The sequence below is a fragment of the Hydrogenophaga pseudoflava genome (genome assembly GCF_004353865.1).
Classification (GTDB): domain Bacteria; phylum Pseudomonadota; class Gammaproteobacteria; order Burkholderiales; family Burkholderiaceae_C; genus Hydrogenophaga; species Hydrogenophaga pseudoflava.
Genome location: NZ_CP037867.1, coordinates 594,767 through 612,722 on the forward strand (window position 1 = coordinate 594,767; position 17,956 = coordinate 612,722).

A 17,956-nucleotide genomic window follows, 5' to 3' on the forward strand; every position below is an offset into this window, starting at 1 on the left:
GGCGCTGTCGTATGGCCAAAGACGATGTGATTGAAATGCAGGGGGAGGTGGTTGAAAACCTCCCGAACGCAACCTTCCGGGTCAAACTGGAAAACGGACATGTGGTGCTCGGGCACATCTCCGGCAAGATGCGGATGCACTACATCCGGATCCTCCCCGGCGACAAGGTCAAGGTGGAGTTGACTCCCTATGACCTGACCAGAGCACGAATCGTGTTCCGGGCGAAGTGACCAGTCGACATTGAATGTTTTGGAATATCTAGGAGAAGACTATGCGAGTTTCGGCTTCGGTCAAGAAAATGTGCCGCAACTGTAAGATCATCAAGCGCAAAGGTGTCGTGCGAGTCATCTGCACCGACCCGCGCCACAAGCAGCGTCAAGGCTGATTCGGAAGTTCAGAGGAACCAACATGGCTCGTATTGCAGGCATCAACATCCCGCCGCACAAACACGCCGAGATCGGCCTGACGGCAATCTTCGGTATCGGTCGCACCCGCGCTCGCAAGATCTGCGAAGCCTGTGGCATCGACTACAGCAAGAAGATCAAGGACCTGACCGACGCGGAACTCGAGAAGGTGCGCGATCAGGTCGGCACCTTCACCATTGAAGGTGACCTGCGTCGCGAGACCACGATGAACATCAAGCGTCTGATGGACATCGGTTGCTACCGTGGCTTCCGGCACCGCCGCGGTCTGCCGGTTCGTGGTCAACGCACCAAGACCAACGCCCGCACGCGCAAGGGTCCCCGCAAGGCCGCCCAGTCGCTCAAGAAATAATCGGTTGAAAGAGAAACATGGCTAAAGCTCCCAACAGTTCGGCAGCCGCCCGCGTCCGCAAGAAAGTCCGCAAGAACGTGGCGGACGGCATCGCGCACGTGCACGCGTCCTTCAACAACACCATCATCACCATCACCGACCGTCAGGGCAATGCACTGTCGTGGGCTTCGTCGGGTGGTCAGGGCTTCAAGGGCTCGCGCAAGTCCACCCCGTTCGCTGCTCAGGTGGCCTCGGAAGTGGCTGGTCGCGCCGCCATTGAACAAGGCATCAAGAACCTGGACGTCGAGATCAAGGGCCCGGGTCCTGGCCGTGAATCGTCCGTGCGCGCCTTGGGTGCCTTGGGCATCCGCATCAACTCGATTTCCGATGTGACGCCCGTGCCGCACAACGGTTGCCGCCCTCAGAAGCGCCGCCGCATCTGATGGGTCGCTTCCTGCCTCTGTGACGGAGGATAGGAAAGCGCTACAATCAAAAGCTTTTTTGAGCGCCACCGCAGTCGCCTGCGGTGGCATTTTTGCTAAGCCCACCGCTTCTCCCACCAGGGAAGAGCTCCCGCAATGACACCGGCTGGTGTGGGTTGCGGCAGACTATCAACAAGGAACCCAACGTGGCACGTTACCTCGGCCCCAAGGCCAAACTTTCTCGCCGTGAAGGCGCCGACCTGTTGCTCAAGAGCGCACGCCGTTCCATCAGCGACAAGGCAAAGTTCGACTCCAAGCCCGGCCAGCACGGCCGTACCTCTGGCCAGCGCACCTCCGACTTCGGTCTGCAGCTGCGTGAAAAGCAGAAGGTCAAGCGCACCTACGGCGTGCTGGAGCGCCAGTTCCGCCGCTACTTTGCCGAGGCGGACCGCCGTCGTGGCAACACTGGCGCCAACCTGCTGTTCCTGCTGGAATCACGCCTGGACAACGTGGTGTTCCGCATGGGTTTTGCATCGACCCGTGCCGAAGCACGCCAGATCGTGTCGCACAAGGCCATCACCGTCAATGGCAGCCCGGTGAACATTCCTTCCTACTCGGTCAAGCCCGGTGATGTGATCGCCGTGCGCGAGAAGTCGAAGAAGCAGGCCCGCGTGATCGAAGCCCTGGAGCTGGCCAAGCAGATTGGCTTCCCCGCATGGGTGGAAGTCTCGGCCGACAAGGTCGAAGGTGTCTTCAAGAAGACGCCGGACCGTGACGAGTTCGGTGCAGAGATCAACGAATCGCTGATCGTCGAACTGTACTCGCGTTAATTTCGTTCCCGGTCGTCGTCGTTTCTGGCGAGGCCGGGCCATGCTCCGTCTGCCTTATCGGTGTAACGAGCCGAGGGAACTGAAGGAAGTTTGAATGCTGAACAATCTGCTCAAGCCCAAAACCATCAATGTCGAGCAAGTCTCGACCAACCGCGCCAAGGTGACGCTGGAGCCTTTCGAGCGCGGCTACGGCCACACCCTGGGCAACGCCCTGCGCCGTGTGCTGTTGTCGTCGATGGTGGGCCACGCGCCGACCGAAGTGACGATCGCTGGTGTGGTGCACGAGTACTCCTCCATCGATGGCGTCCAGGAAGACGTCGTCAACATGCTCCTGAACCTCAAGGGTGTGGTCTTCAAGCTGCACAACCGCGACGAAGTCACCCTGAGCCTGCGCAAGGACGGTGAAGGTGTGGTCACCGCCGCCGACATCCAGACCCCGCACGACGTCGAAATCGTCAACCCCGGCCATGTCATCGCGACGTTGTCGGCGGGAGCCAAGCTGGACATGCAGATCAAGGTCGAAAAGGGCCGCGGCTACGTGCCTGGCAGCCTGCGCCGCAACGACGACGCATCGCGTTCGCTGGGTCGTATCGTCCTCGACGCCTCGTTCTCCCCGGTCAAGCGTGTGAGCTACACCGTCGAGAGCGCCCGCGTTGAACAGCGCACCGACCTGGACAAACTGGTTCTGGAGATCGAGACCAATGGCTCCATCGGTCCCGAGGAAGCTGTGCGCGCATCGGCCAAGATTCTGGTCGAGCAGCTGGCGGTGTTTGCCCAGCTGGAAGGCGTGGAGTTGTCGGCGTTCGATCAGCCTGCACAACGCAGCTCGCAGCAGTTCGACCCCATCCTGTTGCGTCCTGTGGACGAACTCGAACTCACTGTTCGTTCGGCCAACTGCCTCAAGGCGGAGAACATCTACTACATCGGTGACCTGATCCAGCGCACCGAGAACGAGCTGCTCAAGACCCCCAACCTGGGCCGCAAGTCGCTCAACGAAATCAAGGAAGTGCTCGCTTCGCGCGGCCTGACCTTGGGCATGAAGCTCGAGAACTGGCCGCCGGCTGGTCTCGACAAGCACTGAACCGTCATCAACGTCTGACGAACCCCCAGTACCTGATCCGGCTGGGGGCAAAACACTGAAAGGAAATCACCATGCGTCACGGACACGGACTTCGCAAACTCAACCGCACCAGCGAGCACCGCCAGGCGATGCTGCGCAACATGATGAACTCGCTGCTCACGCACGAAGTCATCAAGACCACCCTGCCCAAGGCCAAGGAACTGCGCCGCGTGGTCGAGCCCATGATCACTCTGGCCAAGGAAGCCACCGTGGCCAACCGCCGCCTGGCCTTCAACCGCCTGCGCGACCGCGATGTGGTCGTCAAGCTGTTCGACGAACTGGGCCCGCGCTTCAAGGCCCGTCCTGGTGGCTACACCCGCATCCTGAAGATGGGCTTCCGCGTGGGCGACAACGCTCCCATGGCCTTGGTCGAACTGGTGGATCGTGCAGAAGATGCTGCACCTGCCGCCGACGACGCAAAAGCGTGATAGAATACAAGGCTTGACGCGGAGTGGAGCAGCCTGGTAGCTCGTTGGGCTCATAACCCAAAGGTCGCAAGTTCAAATCTTGCCTCCGCAACCAATCCGGAACTAACCAGAGTTCCTCAAAAAGCCCGCAGTTGCGGGCTTTTTTGTTTGTGGCTCTTTTGCGGTTCCTGGTTTAGTCCGGCACCACCGCAGTGACCTCGATCTCGACCCTGGCACGCGCTTCCACCAGCCGACTGACCTCCACGCAGGTCATGGCCGGGAAGCACTTGCCCATCACTTCGCGGTATGCGGTCCCCAACTCGCGCAGGCGGCTGTTGTACTCGTCGCGGTCGGTGATGTACCAGGTCATACGAACCATGTGCTCGGGGCCGGCCCCTGCACAGGACAGCACCGCGTGAACGTTCTGCAGGGCCTGCCTGGTCTGGTCGATGAAGTCGTCGCTTTCGAACTGCTGTTCACCGTTCCAGCCGATCTGGCCTCCAACGAAGACGAGGGTGCCTCGGGTGGCCACGCCGTTCGCGTAGCCCTTGGGGATGGCCCAGCCGGGCGGTTGCAGGAATTGCATGGGGACGGGTCTTTCTTGAAGTTCAGGTCACGGCCTCGGAGGCCATCTTGCGCAGCGCGAAGCGCTGCAGCTTGCCGGTTTCGGTGCGAGGCAACGAACTGACGAAGCGCACCTCGCGCGGGTATTTGTAGGGCGCCAGCGTGTGCTTGACGTGATCCTGCAGGGTCTTCACCTGGTCGGCGTCGGCCGCCTGACCGGGCTTGAGCACCACGTAGGCGAGGATGATCATGCCGCGCTCATCGTCGGCCTTGCCGACCACGCCGCATTCGGCCACCGCCGGGTGCTGCAGCAGCGCGGCTTCCACCTCGGGCCCAGCCACGTTGTAGCCGGCGGTGATGATCATGTCGTCGGTGCGCGCCTGGTAGATGAAATACCCATCTTCATCCTGCAGGAAGGCGTCGCCGGGGAAATTCCAGCCGCCTTCCACGTAGTTCGCCTGGCGGGCGTCGTCCAGGTACTTGCAGCCCGTCGGCCCTTTGATGGCCAGCCGGCCGACCTGGCCGCGTGGCAGGTCGTTGCCCTGTTCGTCGACGATCTTGGCTTCGTAGCCCGGCACCACACGCCCGATGGCGCCCCGCTTCACATCCTCAGGCGCGGCCGAGATGAAGATGTGGAACATCTCGGTGGCGCCGATGCCGTCCAGCATCTCCAGCCCACTCGCCTCCTTCCACAGCTGGCGTGTCGCGTCGGGCAGGCCCTCGCCGGCGCTGACGCTGAGACGCAATCGGCCAATGCCGTGCTGCTTCGCGAACGCCGCCATCTGCCGATAGAAAGTAGGCGCGGTATAGCAGATGGTGGCGCCGACCTGACCGATCAGCTTCACCATGGCCTCGGGGGTGTACGGGATGCTCGGGAAGTACACCGAGGCGCCGGCCCACATGGGGAACACCAGCAGGCCGCCCAGACCAAAGGTGAAAGCCAGTGGCGGCGAGCCGATGACGATGTCGTCGGGGGTGGCGCGCAGCACATGGCGCGGCCAGGTTTCGCAGGCGGCCAGCACGTCGCGGTGGGTGTGCACCGCCGCTTTCGGGCTGCCGGTGGTGCCAGAGGTGAAGGCCAGCAGCGCGATGTCGTCGGCGCTGGTGGGGCAGGGCGCGGCCTGGTCGCTGGCGTGGCGGGCCAGCGCTTCAAGAGAATGGTCCAGCACCACCGCGGCGTCGCCGGCATTGAACAGACACAGCGGCATGGCGGCCGTGTCCGGGCCTTGCGCCAGCGCGGCCTTGAGCTCGTCCTGCAGCTTCACGTCGCACAGCGCGGCCGATGGTTGGGCCTTGTCGATGATGCTCTTGAGCTCGGTGGCGCGCAGCAGCGGCATGGTGGCCACCGCGATCAGGCCGCTCTGCACCACGGCCAGCCAGGCCAGCGCCATGGCGATGGAGTTGCCGCCGCGCAGCAGCACGCGGTTGCCCGGCTGCAGGCCCAGGCCGACGAGCACGTTGGCGAAACGGTTCACCTCGGCACGGGCCTGGGCGTAGCTCAGGGTGCGTTCGTCGCTGCGAAACAGCGGTCGGTCCGCGTGGCCGGCGGCGAAGGCGCGGTCGAACAGCGCCTGCACCACGTTGAGCTGTTGGGGCAGCGCCTGCAGTTCTGGCAGGTCGTAGCGCAACTCGGGCCAATGGTCCGGTGGTGGCAAGCGGTCGTGCACGAACCGGTCGGTCTGGGCGGAAGGGTGTTGGGCCATGCGGGTCTCCGGTTCAGGCCTTCAGGGCGTGTTTGCCGAGGATGAGCAGTTGCACTTCGCTCGCACCCTCGTAGATGCGCAGCGAGCGGATGTCGCGGTACAGGTGTTCCACCACGGTGCCTACCTGCACGCCGCGGCCGCCGAACATCTGCAATGCCATGTCGATGACCTTCTGCGCGTTTTCGGTGGCGGTGAGCTTGGCCGCCGCCGCCGCCGCGGTGTAGGCCGGTGTGCCGGCACCGCAGGAGGAGCTGCGGTCGCGCAGCCAGGCGGCGCGATAGGTGAGCATCGCGGCAGCGTCGATGAGCGCGCCCATCTCGCCCAGCCGTGCCTGCGTGAGCTGGAAGTCCCCCAGGGTCTGGCCGAACATCTTGCGTTGCTTGGCGTGCGCCACCGCTTCGGCGAAGGCGCGGCGCGCCATGCCCAGGGCAGCAGCGGCAACTGAGGCGCGGAAGATGTCGAGCGTCTGCATGGCGAGCTTGAAACCTCCGTTGGCGTTGCCCAGCAACGCTTCCCGCGCAACGGTGCAGCCACTGAAGGTGAGCGTGGCCAGCGGGTGCGGTGCCATTACCTGGATGTGGGCGCTGCTGTCCAGGCCCGCAGTGTCGGCGTCGACGACGAAGGCGCTGATGCCGCGCGCGCCGGCATCGGGTTCGGTTTTGGCGAAGGTGACATAGAAGTCGGCCATGCCACCGTTGCTGATCCAGGTCTTCTGGCCGTTCAATTCCCAGCCGGCGGCAGAAGGCGTGGCACGCAGCGCCATGGCGGCCACGTCGGAGCCGGCCTCGGGCTCGCTCAGGGCGAAGGCGGCGATCTTCTCGCCTGCGGCGACGGCGGGCAGGTAGGCTGCCTTCTGTGCGGGCGTGCCGGCCAGCGTGATGGCGCCGCTGCCCAGCCCTTGCATGGCGAATGCAAAGTCGGCCAGTGGCGAGTGGAAGGCGAGCGTCTCGCGCAGGATGACCAGCGCGCGCGAATCGAGCGCGGGCAGGGCGCCGCCATGCGCTTCGGGCACGCAGTAGCGCAGCCAGCCTGCCGCGCCCAGGCGCCGCACCCAGTCCTTGCAGGCGGCGCGGTCGTCGGTTTCATCGACGCGCTGTTCGCGCGCCCAGGCCACCAGGCCGTTGGCCAGCGCCCGGTGCGCATCCTCGAAGAAGGGCAGCTCCAGGTGCGCGGTGGGGGCCAGCGCGCCGTGCGGATGGGGGTGTTCGAAGGCGACCATTTCAGTCCCCTTCAAAGACGGGTCTTTGTTTCGCTGCGAACGCTTCGTACGCCCGGCGGAAGTCCTGCGTCTGCATGCAGATGGCCTGGGCCTGCGCTTCGGCCTCGATGGCCTGGTCCAGCGTCATGGCCCATTCCTGGTGCAGCATGGTCTTGGTCATGCCGTGGGCGAAGGTCGGGCCTTGCGCCAGCTGCGACGCCAGCTTGTGCGCAGCCGGCAGCAGGACTTCGCTTTCGTGCAGCGCGTTGAAGAAGCCCCAGGCGTGGCCTTCTTGCGCGCTCATGGCACGGCCGGTGAACAGCAGTTCGCTCGCGCGGCCCTGGCCGATCATGCGCGGCAGCAGGGCGCAGGCGCCCATGTCGGCGCCGGCCAGGCCGACGCGGGTGAACAGGAAGGCGACCGTGGCCGCGGGCGTGCCCAGACGCAGGTCCGAGGCCAGCGCCATCATCGCGCCCGCGCCGGCGCAGACGCCATCCAGCGCGGCCACGATGGGCTGCGGACAGGCGCGCATGGCGCTGACCAGCGCGCCCGTCATGCGGGTGAAGGCCAGCAGCTCGGGCATGGTCATCTTCGTCAGCGGACCGATGATTTCGTGCACGTCGCCGCCGGAGCAGAAGTTGCCGCCCGCGCCGGTGACCACCACCGACTTGATGTCGGTCGCGCGCTGCAGGCCCAGGAACCAGTCGCGCAGCTCGGCGTAGGAGTCGAAGGTCAGCGGGTTCTTGCGCTCAGGCCGGTTGAGTGTGACGGTGGCCACACCGTCCTGCACGCTGAGCGCGAAGTGGGTGGGCGTGTTGGTGGCCATGGCGCTGTACTGGCCGCGCATGGGGTTGTGGTCGGGGATGGGGTGTTTCATTCGAGGTCCAGTTGGTGCTGCTTCACCTTGCCGAGCAGCTTGTGCAGGTGGTCCAGATCCTTGGGGCCGAGGCCTTCGAAGGCCTGCACGATCCATTGCTCGTGCTGCACGGCCATGCGCTCGAAGGCGCTGCGTCCGGCGGGGGTGAGGCGCACGAGGAAGGCGCGGCGGTCGCCCTCGACGCCCACGCGCTCCACCAGACCCTCGGCCACCAGCTGGTCGGTGATGCCGGTGACGTTGCCGCCGGTGACCATGAGGCGCTGCGACAGCTCCTTCATCTTCAGGCCTTCTGGGTGCCGTTCGAGCTGGGCCATGAGGTCGAAACGCGGCAGCGTGGTGTCGAACTGCTCGCGCAGGCCGGTGCGAACGCGTTTTTCAATCAGCTGCGAGCAGGCCAGCAGGCGCAGCCACAGCCGCAGCTCCTGCGCGTGTTCGCTGTGGGCGCGGGCTTCGAGGTCGAGGGTGTCGATGGTGGTCATGAGGTTTCGGCCGGGTCCTGGGTGACGACCGTGCCTTGAAGGGCCTGCTGGCGCGCGATCTCGCGGTAGAGCTGGTCGCGGCCGCTGAGGTAGGGCAGGGGCCAGTCGATGGCGCGGGTCTGCAGCTTGGCGGCTTCGTGCAGCGTCCAGGCCGGGTCGGCCAGGTGGGGGCGGGCCACGGCGCAGAGGTCGGCGCGGCCGGCGCCGATGATGCTGTTGGCGTGGTCGGCCTCGCTGATCGCTCCGACGGCCATGGTGAGGATGTCGACCTCGTTGCGGATGCGGTCGGCAAACGGTGTCTGGTACATGCGGCCGTAGACTGGCTTGGCCTGCCGCGTGGTCTGGCCCGAGGACACGTCGATCACGTCGCAGCCGGCGGCCTTGAACAGTCGCGCGATGGCGACCGCGTCGTCGGGTGTGTTGCCGCCGGGTGCCCAGTCGTGCGCCGAGATGCGCACGCTCATGGGTTTGTCGGCGGGCCAGGCGGCGCGCATCGCCGCAAAAACTTCGAGCGGGTAGCGGCAGCGGTTCTCCAGTGAACCGCCGTACCCGTCGCTGCGCTGGTTGGTCAGCGGGCAGATGAAGGCCGAGAGCAGGTAGCCGTGCGCGCAGTGCAGCTCCAGCCAGTCGAAGCCGGCCGCTGCGGCGCGTTGTGTGGACTCGACGAAGGCTGCGGTCATCGCGTCCATGTCGGCGCGGGTCATGGCCTTGGGGACCTGGTTCTGCTGACCATAGGGCAGGGCGCTGGCCGACAGCAGCGGCCAGTTGCCCGTGGCCAGTGGCTCGTCCATCGCCTCCCAGCCGAGCTGTGTCGAGCCTTTGGGGCCGCTGTGACCGAGCTGCAGACCCATCCTGGCGCCACCGTTCTGGCGCGCAAAGTCCACGATGCGGGCCAGCGCGGCCTGCTGCGCGTCGTTCCACAGGCCGGGGCAGCCGGGGGTGATGCGGCCCTCCGGCGTCGGGCTGGTCATCTCGACCATCACCAGCGCAGCGCCGCCCACGGCGCGCGCGCCCAGGTGCATCAGGTGCCAGTCGCCGACCACGCCGTCCTGCGCCTTGTACTGCGCCATCGGGGAGACGACGATGCGGTTCTTGAGTTCAACGCCGCGCACTTTGAGCGGCAGCAGCATGGGCGGAGTGGGCTTGCCACCGGCGCTGCGGCCGCCGGCGCGGGACTGCAACCAGTCTTCGTAGCCTTCGAGCCACTTCGCGTCGCGCAGGCGCAGGTTCTCGTGGCTGATGCGCTGGCTGCGCGTGAGCAGCGAGTAGGCGAACTGCTGGATCTCCATGCCGGTGTAGCGGTCCACATGTTCGAACCACTCGGTGGAGTTGCGGGCGGCGTTCTGGATCTTGAGCACCTCGACGCTGCGGCGGGCTTCGTAGCCCTGCAGCACGGTGGCCATTTCGGCGCCGGCGTGGTTCGTGAACTCGTCGGCCAGGTCGATGGCATCCTCCAGGGCCAGCTTGGTGCCGCTGCCGATGGAGAAGTGGGCGGTGTGGGCGGCGTCGCCCATCAGCACGATGGGGGTCTTCCTGCCGGCGATGTCCTGCCAGTGCACCCAGGTGTTGCAGATCACGCGCGGGAAGCGGATCCAGTTGGCCGAGCCGCGCAGGTGCTTGGCGTTGCTGATCAGGGCGTTGCCGTCGAGGTATTTGGCGAACAGCTTCTCGCAGAACGCGACGCCTTCCTCCTGGCTCATGTCTTCGATGCCGTGCGCCTTCCACACCGGTTCGGGCGTCTCGACGATGAAGGTCGAGGTTTCGTCGTCGAACTTGTAGGCGTGGGCCTGGAACCAGCCGTGCTCGGTCTGTTCGAAGGCGAAGGTGAAGGCGTCGAAGGTCTTCTTCGTACCCAGCCAGACGAAGCGGCACAGCCGGGTGTCGATGTCGGGCTGGAAGGTGCTTTCGTAGCGCGTGCGGATGCGGCTGTTCAGGCCGTCGCTGGCGATCACCAGGTCGGCGCCGTACTGCTGAGCGAGCGCCTGGTCGTCTGTGACATCGGTCTCGAAGACCAGCTTCACGCCCAGGGCCTCGCAGCGTTCCTGCAGGATGTTGAGCAGGCGCTTGCGGCCGATGCCGATGAAGCCGTGGCCACCGGAGCGCACGCTGGCGCCCTTGTAGAACACCTCGATGTCGTCCCAGTGGTTGAAGGCGTCCTGCATGGCCTGCGCGGTCTCGGGGTCGGCCCGGCGCAGGTTGACCAGGGTCTGGTCGGAGAACACGACGCCCCAGCCGAAGGTGTCGTAGGGCCGGTTGCGCTCGACCACGGTCACCTCCAGCGCCGGGAAGCGCCGCTTCATGAGCAGGCCGAAATAGAGGCCCGCCGGGCCGCCACCGATGCACAGGATGCGCCTCAGCGCTGGAGTGGGTGTGTTCATGCCTGATTAGTTTAGGCTTGAACTAAATGCGAACAACCGGGTTAACCCGCAGGGGGGAAGGGGCGGACGGGCTTCCCGCCGAACGGTGCAAGAATGCTGTGCAGTGTTCTCAGTGGAGGAGCCCCGAATGTCCCTGTACCGATTCAAGTCCCGCGAAACCGGCGATCTGGTGATGCTGGCGCCCAGCGGCAAGCACATCCTGGACATCCTGGGCAAGGATGCTTCGTCCTCCGGCATCATCCGGCCCGAGGAAATGCCTGGCGCCATCGCCGCCCTGCGCGCAGCGGTGCAGGCCGAAGAGGCGGCGCAGCAGCAGATGAAGGAAGAGGCGCTGGCCAAGGGCGAACCGGCGCCGCAGTTCGAGGCGGTCAGCCTGCGCATGCGCAGCGCGCCGTTCATCGAGATGCTCCAGCGCTGCGCCAAGGCCGAGGTGGAGATCGTCTGGGGCGTTTGACGCCTCCAAGCCCCCCGGGCCCCGGAAACGAAACAGCCCGCATCAGCGGGCTGTCGTTCGTTGGCCGGGTTGCGACCCGGTCCCGGATGGTCAGTCGGCGAATTCGCCGGCGGCGTCGATTGCGGTCTTGAGCTTGGTGATTTCGCTGGCAACGAAGGCCTTGTGACCAGCCTGGGTCACGCGGTTGTCGGTGACCACCAGAGCGCCCAGCTCGGCCTGCTTCTTGACGAAGTCCGGGTCCTTCAGCGCGACCTGCAGAGCGTCGTTGAGCTTCTTCTGCACATCCGCCGGCGTGCCCTTCGGTGCGTACATGGCGTGCCAGATGGTCAGGTTGAAGCCCTTGAGGCCCATTTCCTGCAGCGACGGGTAGTCCTTGAGCAGCTTGTGGCCGGACAGCGGCTTGGCCGTGGTGACAGCGAAAGCCTTGACACGACCGCCTTCGATCTGCGCGGTGGTGTTGGTGGTCTGGTCGCACATCACGTCCACCTGCCCGCCGATCAGGTCGTTCATGGCCGGGCCCGTGCCGCGGTAGGCGATGGTGGTCATGGCCTTGTCCAGCTTGACCGCGGACTGCCACATCAGGCCGCACAGGTGCGAGGCGGAACCCAGACCGGCGTGGGCCAGGTTCAGCTTGCCACCGTTGGCGCGGATGTAGTTCTCGAAGTCGCGGTAGGTGGCGGCGGGCAGCTTGGGCGAGCCCAGCAGCGTCATCGGCACGTCGTTGATCATGCCCAGGTACTCGAAGTCCTCCAGCGGCTTGTAGGGCAGCTTGCGGTAGAGGCTGGCGGTGGCGGCCATGCCGATGTGCCAGACCAGCAGGGTGTGGCCGTCCGGCGCGGCGCGGGCCACCTTGGCGGCACCGATGGTGCCGCCGGCGCCGGCGGCGTTCTCGACCACGACCGAAGCGCCGCCCAGCGGCTTGCGCATGGCTTCGGCGAGCTGGCGGGCCACCAGGTCGGTGGGGCCACCAGCGGCAAAGGGCACCACCAGGGTGATGGGCTTGCTGGGGAAGCCTTGGGCAAATGCGCCGGCCGAAACGGCGGCGGTCAGGGCAAAGGCCAGGATCTTCTTCATGTGGGTGCTCCTATGGGATGTTCAGAATCGCATGGTAGTGCGCCACACAGCGCCGGTCATGGCGGAAATTACTTAGCCAGGCCTCGGTGGAAACCCTTTGACTGAGGCGCCTGCGCTCACTTGTAGCTGCGTGCGTCTTCGATCACCTTGCCGTCGTTGGGCAGGCTGCCGGGGCGCACCACCTGCACGTCGCCGCGCAGCTTGGTCACCTCCCGGATTGCGGTCTCGATGCGCTCGCGAAGGCCGTCGCCGACTTCGGTGGCTTCCACCTGGAGGCACATGGCATCGCTGGCCATCTCGCCGCTCACCACCAGCCGGGCCTTCTTCACCTCGGGGAAGCGACGGGTGATTTCGGCCACCTGCGAGGGGTGTACGAACATGCCCTTGATCTTGGTGGTCTGGTCGGCGCGGCCCATCCATCCTTTGATGCGTGGTGCGGTGCGGCCGGTGGGGCACTGGCCCGGCAGGATGGCCGAGAGGTCGCCAGTGCCGAAGCGGACCAGCGGGTAGGCGGTGTTGAGCGTGGTCACCACCAGTTCGCCCACCTCGCCTTCGTCCACCGGTGTGCCGGTGCCGGGGCGCACGATCTCGACGATCACGCTCTCGTCCAGCACCAGCCCTTCGCGCGAGGGCGTCTCGTAGGCCACCAGGCCCAGGTCGGCGGTGGCGTAGGTCTGGTAGACGTCGACGCCGCGCTCCTTGAACCAGGCCGTCAGGCTGGGCGGGCAGGCCTCGCCGCCCACCGAGGCCTTGGTCAGACTCGGCAGGGCGATGCCGGCCTCGGCCGCCTTCTCCAGCAGGATGCGCAGGAAGCTGGGCGTGCCGGTGTAGGCATTGGGCTTGAGGTCGACCATGGCTTCGAGCTGCTGCTCGGTCTGCCCGACACCGCCGGGGAACACGGTGCAGCCCACCGCATGTGCGCCCGATTCCAGGATGAAGGCGCCCGGGGTCATGTGGTAGCTGAAGCTGTTGTGCACCAGGTCGCCGGCGCGGAAGCCTGCGGCGAACAGCGCGCGGCCGGCGCGCCAGTAGTCCTTGCCCGCGCCCTCGGGTTCGTAGATGGGACCCGGGCTGGCGAAGATGCGCGACATGGCCGGGCCGCGCACCAGGGCCGAGAAACCGCCGAAGGCGTCGTGCTGCCGCTTGGCCTTCTGGCGCTCCAGCAGCTCGCTCTTGCGCGTGACCGGGATGCGCGTCAGGGCGGTGCGGTTGTTGATGCCCGACACGTCGATGTCGCGCAGGATGTCGGCAAATGCCGCGCTGTTCTGTTTGGCGTGGGCCAGCTGCCCCGGCAGCGCGGCCATCTGCGCCGCCTCGCGCTCGGCAGGGGATCGGGTTTCCAGGGCGTCGAAGTGTTCGCTCATGGTGTAGGAAGCCTCGGGTTGATGGGATGCGGGATCAGGCCAGCCAGCGCTTGCGGCGCTTGTAGCTCTTGACGTCCTTGAACGACTTGCGCTCACCGCCGCCCATGCCCAGGTAGAACTCCTTGACGTCCTCGTTGTTGCGCAGGTCGCCGGCGGCGCCGTCCATCACGATACGACCGCTTTCCATGATGTAGCCGTAGTCGGCGTACTTCAGGGCCATGTTGGTGTTCTGTTCGGCGATCAGGAAGGTGACCTTCTCCTTGGTGTTCAGGTCCTTCACGATCTCGAACACCTCCTCCACGATCTGCGGTGCCAGGCCCATCGAGGGCTCGTCCAGCAGCACCACGCTGGGGTTGGCCATCAGCGCGCGGCCGATGGCGCACATCTGCTGCTCGCCACCGGACGTGTAGGCCGCCTGCGAGGTGCGGCGCGTCTTCAGGCGCGGGAAGTAGTTGTAGACCTTCTCCAGGTTGCGCGCGACCTCGGCCTTGTCGGTGCGCGTGTAGGACCCCGTCATCAGGTTTTCCTCGATGGTCAGGTGCGCGAAGCAGTGGCGCCCCTCCATCACCTGCACCACGCCGCGGTTGACCAGGTCGGCGGGCGACAGGTTCTCGATGCGCTCGCCGCGCAGCTCGATGCTGCCCTTGGTGACCTCGCCACGCTCGCCCTTGAGCAGGTTGGAGATGGCGCGCAGCGTGGTCGTCTTGCCCGCGCCGTTGCCGCCCAGGATGGCCGCGATCTTGCCTTCGGGCACGTTCAGGGAAACGCCCTTGAGCACGAGGATCACGTGGTTGTAGATGACCTCGATGCCGTTGACGTTGAGAACGATGTTGGGATTGGTGCTCATGGTGTTTCCTTCTGGACCATTTGCAAGGCTCGGCGCACCGGCCTTGCAGATGGTCGCTGGCGAACCAGCGACCAGGGGTGACACCGATCAGCTTCCGCAGTCCGACGCGGCGCGACGGGTCAGCTTCTTCTCGGCGGCGTACTTGTCGGCGGCGGCTTTGACCATTGGCTTGATGATCTGTTCATCGGCCTGCAGCCAGTCGCTGGTGAATTGCCACTTGCTGCCGTCCCAGGTGTGCACGCGGGCCCAGTTCGCGCCCATGTGGTCCTGGCAGCTGGTGGACACCGGGCGCATCACGCCCTTGAAACCCAGGGCGTCGAGCTTGGCCTGTGTCAGGTTGAGGTTCTCGTAACCCCAGCGGGCCTGCTCGGCGGTCACGACCTTGCCCTTTCCGTACTTTTCCTGAGCCTGGCGCACGCCTTCGACTGCAAACATGGCGCTCATCAGACCGCGCATGTAGAGCACGTCGCCCACTTCTTCCTTCGGTCCGGTGCCCTGGCCCTTGTCGTGCAGTTTGGACAGGATTTCCTTGACCACATCGGCGCCCTTTTCCGTGCCGTGCTGCATCGTGACGGCGTTGTAGCCCTTGGCGCCCTGGCCGACGTCCTTGACGTCCGGCTCGGCACCTGCCCACCACACGCCGTACATCTTCTCGCGCGGGTAGCCGGTGGCCTGGGCTTCCTTCAGTGCGGTGGAGTTCATCACGCCCCAGCCCCACAGCACCACGTAGTCGGGGCGCTGCTGGCGCACCTGCAGCCAGGTGGCCTTCTGCTCGACGCCAGGGGCGGTCACGGGCAGCAGGCTCAGCTGGAAGCCCAGTTGCGAAGCGCGTTCCTGCAGCAGCGGAATGGGTTCCTTGCCGAAGGGGCTGTCGTGGTAGACCAGCGCGATCTTCTTGCCTTTGAGGCTGGAGAGGCCACCTTCCTTCTTGCCCAGCTGCTGGATGATGGCGTCTGCGGCCACCCAGTAGGTGCCGGCCAGCGGGAAGTTCCACTTGAACACACCGCCATCGGCCGATTCACTGCGGCCATAGCCAGCCGTGATCAGCGGGATCTTGTCGATCGGTGCCTTCTCGGTCAGGGCAAAGGTGGCGCCGGTGGACAGGGGCTGGAACACGGTGGCGCCTTTGCCTTTCAGGCGCTCATAGCACTCCACGCTCTTGTCGGTGGCATAGCCGGTCTCGCACTCTTCGAAGCTGAGCTTCACGCCGTTGATGCCACCGCGGGCATTGACCAGCTTGAGGTAGTCCACATAGCCGTTGGCCCATGGCACCCCGTTGGGGGCGTAGGCACCGGTGCGGTAGACCAGCACCGGGAAGAACTGCTCCTTGGCCTGGGCCATGGCAGCCGTCGGGACCACCGCGCCCGAGAGGGCGGCACAGGCCAGCGACACGGAGAGAACCAGGTTACGTACTTTCATCGCTTTGTCTCCTTAAGGACAGGTCAGGCACACACAGAAAGAAAAGGCAATCAATGGGGGAAAGGCCAGAGGCGAAGCTTCTGCTTGCCAATGCTCCACAGCTTGGCCAGGCCGTGGGGTTCCACGATCAGGAACCAGACGATGAGCGCGCCGAACACCATGAAGGTCATGTGGGCGGCGGCTGCGGTCGAGAGGCCGACCAGCAGGCTGATGCGTTCGATGAAGATCGGCAGCAGCACGATGAAGGCGGCGCCGAAAAAGCTGCCCATGATCGACCCCATGCCGCCGATGATCACCATGAACAGCAGCTGGAAAGAGCGGTCGATCGAGAAGGCCGCCGGTTCCCAGGACCCGAGGTGCACGAAGCCCCAGAGCGCGCCAGCCACGCCGACGATGAAGGAGCTCACCGCGAAGGCCGACAGCTTGGCGTACTTGGGGCGAATGCCGATCACAGCGGCGGCCACGTCCATGTCGCGGATGGCCATCCATTCGCGGCCGATCGAGCTGCGCACCAGGTTCTTGGCCAGCAGGGCAAACACTACCAGGAAGGCCAGGCAGAACAGGTACTTCTGCAACGGGGTCTCGATGGGCATGCCCAGCACCTGCAGGTTCGACACCGACACCGACCCGGACGCGTTGTTGTTGGTGAACCAGCCCACGCGCAGGAAGGCCCAGTCGCAGAAGAACTGCGCCGCCAGCGTGGCCACAGCCAGGTACAGCCCCTTGACGCGCAGGCTGGGGAAGCCGAAGAAGATGCCCACCAGCGTGGCGAAGAAGCCGCCGGACAGCAGCGCCAGGATCAGTGGCATGCCTTCGATGCGGATGTAGGTGTTGTAGGCCATGTAGGCGCCCACGGCCATGAAGGCCCCCGACCCCAGCGAGATCTGGCCGCAATACCCCACCAGGATGTTCACGCCCAGGGCGGCCAGCGACAGGATCAGGAACGGGATGAAGATGGCGCGGAACAGGTATTCGTCGGCCAGCATCGGCACGCCGACGAAGGCGAACGCGATGAGGGCGAGGATGGCCCAGCGGTCCTGTGCGATCGGGAAGATCTGCTGGTCGGCGCGGTAGGAGGTCTTGAACTGGCCGTTTTCGCGATAGAACATGTTCTTGTCTCCTTACACGCGGTCGATGATCTTTTCGCCGAACAGGCCCTGGGGCCTGAACAGCAGGAACACGAGCGCCAGCACATAGGCAAACCAGATCTCGATGCCGCCGCCGACCATGGGGCCGAGGTAGACCTCCGAGAGCTTCTCGCCCACGCCGATGATCAGGCCGCCGATGATGGCGCCGGGCACCGAGGTCAGGCCGCCCAGGATGATCACGGGCAGCGCGCGCAGGGCGACGGTGGTGAGCGAGAACTGCACGCCCAGCTTGGAGCCCCAGATCACGCCGGCCACCAGGGCGGTGATGCCGGCCACGCACCAGACGATGACCCAGATGCGATTGAGCGGGATGCCGATGGACTGCGCCGCCTGGTGGTCGTCGGCCACCGCACGCAGCGCGCGGCCGGTGCTGGTCTTCTGGAAGAACAGCGACAGCGCGGCGACCAGGCAGGCCGCGATGACGGCCGCGATGATGTCCTCCTGGTTCACCAGCACGCCGCCCTCGAACACGTTCTCGAACAGGAACACCGGGTCCTTGGGCATGCCGACGTCGATCGGGTAGATGTCCGAGCCGAAGATGGTCTGGCCCAGGCCATCGAGGAAGTAGGTGATGCCCAGCGTGGCCATCAGCAGCGTCACGCCTTCCTGGTTGACCAGGTGGCGCAGCACCAGGCGTTCGATCAGCCAGGCCAGGATGAACATGCAGCCGGCCGCCACGATGAAGGCCAGCACATTGCCCAGCAGCTTGCTTTCGATGCCCAGCCACTGCGGAATCCACTGGGAGAAGCGGGCCATGGCCAGCGCGGCGAACAGCACCATCGCGCCCTGCGCGAAGTTGAAGACGCCCGAGGCCTTGAAGATGAGCACGAAGCCCAGCGCCACCAGCGAATAGAGCATGCCGGCCATCAGGCCGCCGAAGAGGGTTTCGAGAAAGAATCCCATGGTGTCGTCTCCGGGT

20 protein-coding genes and 1 tRNA gene are annotated in these 17,956 nt (G+C 65.5%); 9 read left to right on the plus strand and 12 right to left on the minus strand.

Annotation, left to right across the window (positions count from 1 at the left end):
• The first annotated feature begins 11 nt into the window (after window positions 1-11).
• The 8 genes from infA (at window position 12) to HPF_RS03080 (ending at window position 3,647) form a co-directional block, all read left to right on the plus strand.
• Window positions 12-230 carry a translation initiation factor IF-1 gene (infA, locus tag HPF_RS03045; RefSeq protein ID WP_009514918.1) on the plus strand — a complete coding sequence of 73 codons (219 nt, stop codon included), beginning with the start codon at window positions 12-14 and terminating at the stop codon, window positions 228-230.
• A 41-nt stretch (window positions 231-271) separates the two neighbouring features.
• On the plus strand, window positions 272-385 hold the full coding sequence (gene rpmJ / locus HPF_RS03050; protein WP_066157211.1) for a 50S ribosomal protein L36: 114 nt from the start codon (window positions 272-274) through the stop codon (window positions 383-385).
• A gap of 23 nt (window positions 386-408) precedes the next feature.
• Window positions 409-774 (plus strand): 30S ribosomal protein S13, encoded by a 366-nt coding sequence (gene rpsM / locus HPF_RS03055; RefSeq protein ID WP_066157205.1) that lies wholly within the window; start codon window positions 409-411, stop codon window positions 772-774.
• A gap of 17 nt (window positions 775-791) precedes the next feature.
• Window positions 792-1,196 carry a 30S ribosomal protein S11 gene (gene rpsK / locus HPF_RS03060; protein ID WP_079364320.1) on the plus strand — a complete coding sequence of 135 codons (405 nt, stop codon included), beginning with the start codon at window positions 792-794 and terminating at the stop codon, window positions 1,194-1,196.
• Window positions 1,197-1,381: 185 nt separating this feature from the next.
• Window positions 1,382-2,005, plus strand: coding sequence for a 30S ribosomal protein S4 (gene rpsD, locus HPF_RS03065; RefSeq protein WP_066157718.1), 624 nt, complete (start codon window positions 1,382-1,384; stop codon window positions 2,003-2,005).
• 94 nt (window positions 2,006-2,099) lie between these two features.
• Window positions 2,100-3,086: a DNA-directed RNA polymerase subunit alpha gene (locus HPF_RS03070; RefSeq protein ID WP_066157201.1), complete on the plus strand. Its 987-nt coding sequence runs from the start codon at window positions 2,100-2,102 to the stop codon at window positions 3,084-3,086.
• A 71-nt stretch (window positions 3,087-3,157) separates the two neighbouring features.
• Window positions 3,158-3,553 (plus strand): 50S ribosomal protein L17, encoded by a 396-nt coding sequence (rplQ, locus tag HPF_RS03075; RefSeq protein ID WP_066157198.1) that lies wholly within the window; start codon window positions 3,158-3,160, stop codon window positions 3,551-3,553.
• A gap of 17 nt (window positions 3,554-3,570) precedes the next feature.
• A tRNA-Met gene (locus tag HPF_RS03080) sits at window positions 3,571-3,647 on the plus strand.
• Window positions 3,648-3,725: 78 nt separating this feature from the next.
• Here HPF_RS03080 and HPF_RS03085 read toward each other — a convergent pair.
• From HPF_RS03085 to HPF_RS03110, 6 genes are read right to left on the minus strand one after another with little or no spacing between them, the layout of a single operon-like run.
• Window positions 3,726-4,118 (minus strand): RidA family protein, encoded by a 393-nt coding sequence (locus HPF_RS03085; RefSeq protein WP_066153948.1) that lies wholly within the window; start codon window positions 4,116-4,118, stop codon window positions 3,726-3,728.
• Between the two features lie 22 nt (window positions 4,119-4,140).
• Window positions 4,141-5,799, minus strand: a complete 1,659-nt coding sequence (locus HPF_RS03090; protein WP_133155716.1) for a benzoate-CoA ligase family protein — start codon at window positions 5,797-5,799, stop codon at window positions 4,141-4,143.
• A 13-nt stretch (window positions 5,800-5,812) separates the two neighbouring features.
• Window positions 5,813-7,018 carry an acyl-CoA dehydrogenase family protein gene (locus HPF_RS03095; RefSeq protein WP_133155717.1) on the minus strand — a complete coding sequence of 402 codons (1,206 nt, stop codon included), beginning with the start codon at window positions 7,016-7,018 and terminating at the stop codon, window positions 5,813-5,815.
• A gap of 1 nt (window position 7,019) precedes the next feature.
• A complete protein-coding gene (locus HPF_RS03100) occupies window positions 7,020-7,874 on the minus strand; it encodes an enoyl-CoA hydratase family protein (protein ID WP_133155718.1) in 855 nt (284 codons plus the stop codon).
• Window positions 7,871-8,353, minus strand: coding sequence for a MarR family winged helix-turn-helix transcriptional regulator (locus HPF_RS03105; RefSeq protein ID WP_079364324.1), 483 nt, complete (start codon window positions 8,351-8,353; stop codon window positions 7,871-7,873). The genes HPF_RS03100 and HPF_RS03105 overlap by 4 nt, the downstream gene beginning before the upstream one ends.
• Window positions 8,350-10,731, minus strand: a complete 2,382-nt coding sequence (locus HPF_RS03110; RefSeq protein WP_133155719.1) for a bifunctional salicylyl-CoA 5-hydroxylase/oxidoreductase — start codon at window positions 10,729-10,731, stop codon at window positions 8,350-8,352. The genes HPF_RS03105 and HPF_RS03110 overlap by 4 nt, the downstream gene beginning before the upstream one ends.
• 127 nt (window positions 10,732-10,858) lie before the next feature.
• Between HPF_RS03110 and HPF_RS03115 the strand changes: the two genes are divergently transcribed.
• Window positions 10,859-11,185 carry a DUF1840 domain-containing protein gene (locus tag HPF_RS03115; protein ID WP_079364326.1) on the plus strand — a complete coding sequence of 109 codons (327 nt, stop codon included), beginning with the start codon at window positions 10,859-10,861 and terminating at the stop codon, window positions 11,183-11,185.
• A 90-nt stretch (window positions 11,186-11,275) separates the two neighbouring features.
• On the opposite strand, the gene HPF_RS03120 is transcribed toward HPF_RS03115, so the two are convergent.
• From HPF_RS03120 to HPF_RS03145, 6 genes are all read right to left on the minus strand, one after another.
• Entirely contained in the window at window positions 11,276-12,259 is a 984-nt protein-coding gene (locus HPF_RS03120) for a tripartite tricarboxylate transporter substrate-binding protein (protein WP_066153924.1), read from the minus strand.
• Between the two features lie 116 nt (window positions 12,260-12,375).
• On the minus strand, window positions 12,376-13,623 hold the full coding sequence (locus tag HPF_RS03125) for a phenylacetate--CoA ligase family protein (RefSeq protein WP_066153921.1): 1,248 nt from the start codon (window positions 13,621-13,623) through the stop codon (window positions 12,376-12,378).
• Between the two features lie 34 nt (window positions 13,624-13,657).
• Window positions 13,658-14,470 carry an ABC transporter ATP-binding protein gene (locus HPF_RS03130; protein WP_066153918.1) on the minus strand — a complete coding sequence of 271 codons (813 nt, stop codon included), beginning with the start codon at window positions 14,468-14,470 and terminating at the stop codon, window positions 13,658-13,660.
• An 87-nt stretch (window positions 14,471-14,557) separates the two neighbouring features.
• On the minus strand, window positions 14,558-15,889 hold the full coding sequence (locus HPF_RS03135) for an ABC transporter substrate-binding protein (RefSeq protein ID WP_133155720.1): 1,332 nt from the start codon (window positions 15,887-15,889) through the stop codon (window positions 14,558-14,560).
• A 50-nt stretch (window positions 15,890-15,939) separates the two neighbouring features.
• Complete coding sequence (locus tag HPF_RS03140) at window positions 15,940-16,998, minus strand: branched-chain amino acid ABC transporter permease (protein WP_066153911.1); 1,059 nt, start codon at window positions 16,996-16,998, stop codon at window positions 15,940-15,942.
• A gap of 12 nt (window positions 16,999-17,010) precedes the next feature.
• Window positions 17,011-17,940, minus strand: a complete 930-nt coding sequence (locus tag HPF_RS03145) for a branched-chain amino acid ABC transporter permease (protein WP_066153908.1) — start codon at window positions 17,938-17,940, stop codon at window positions 17,011-17,013.
• Window positions 17,941-17,956: the final 16 nt, after the last annotated feature.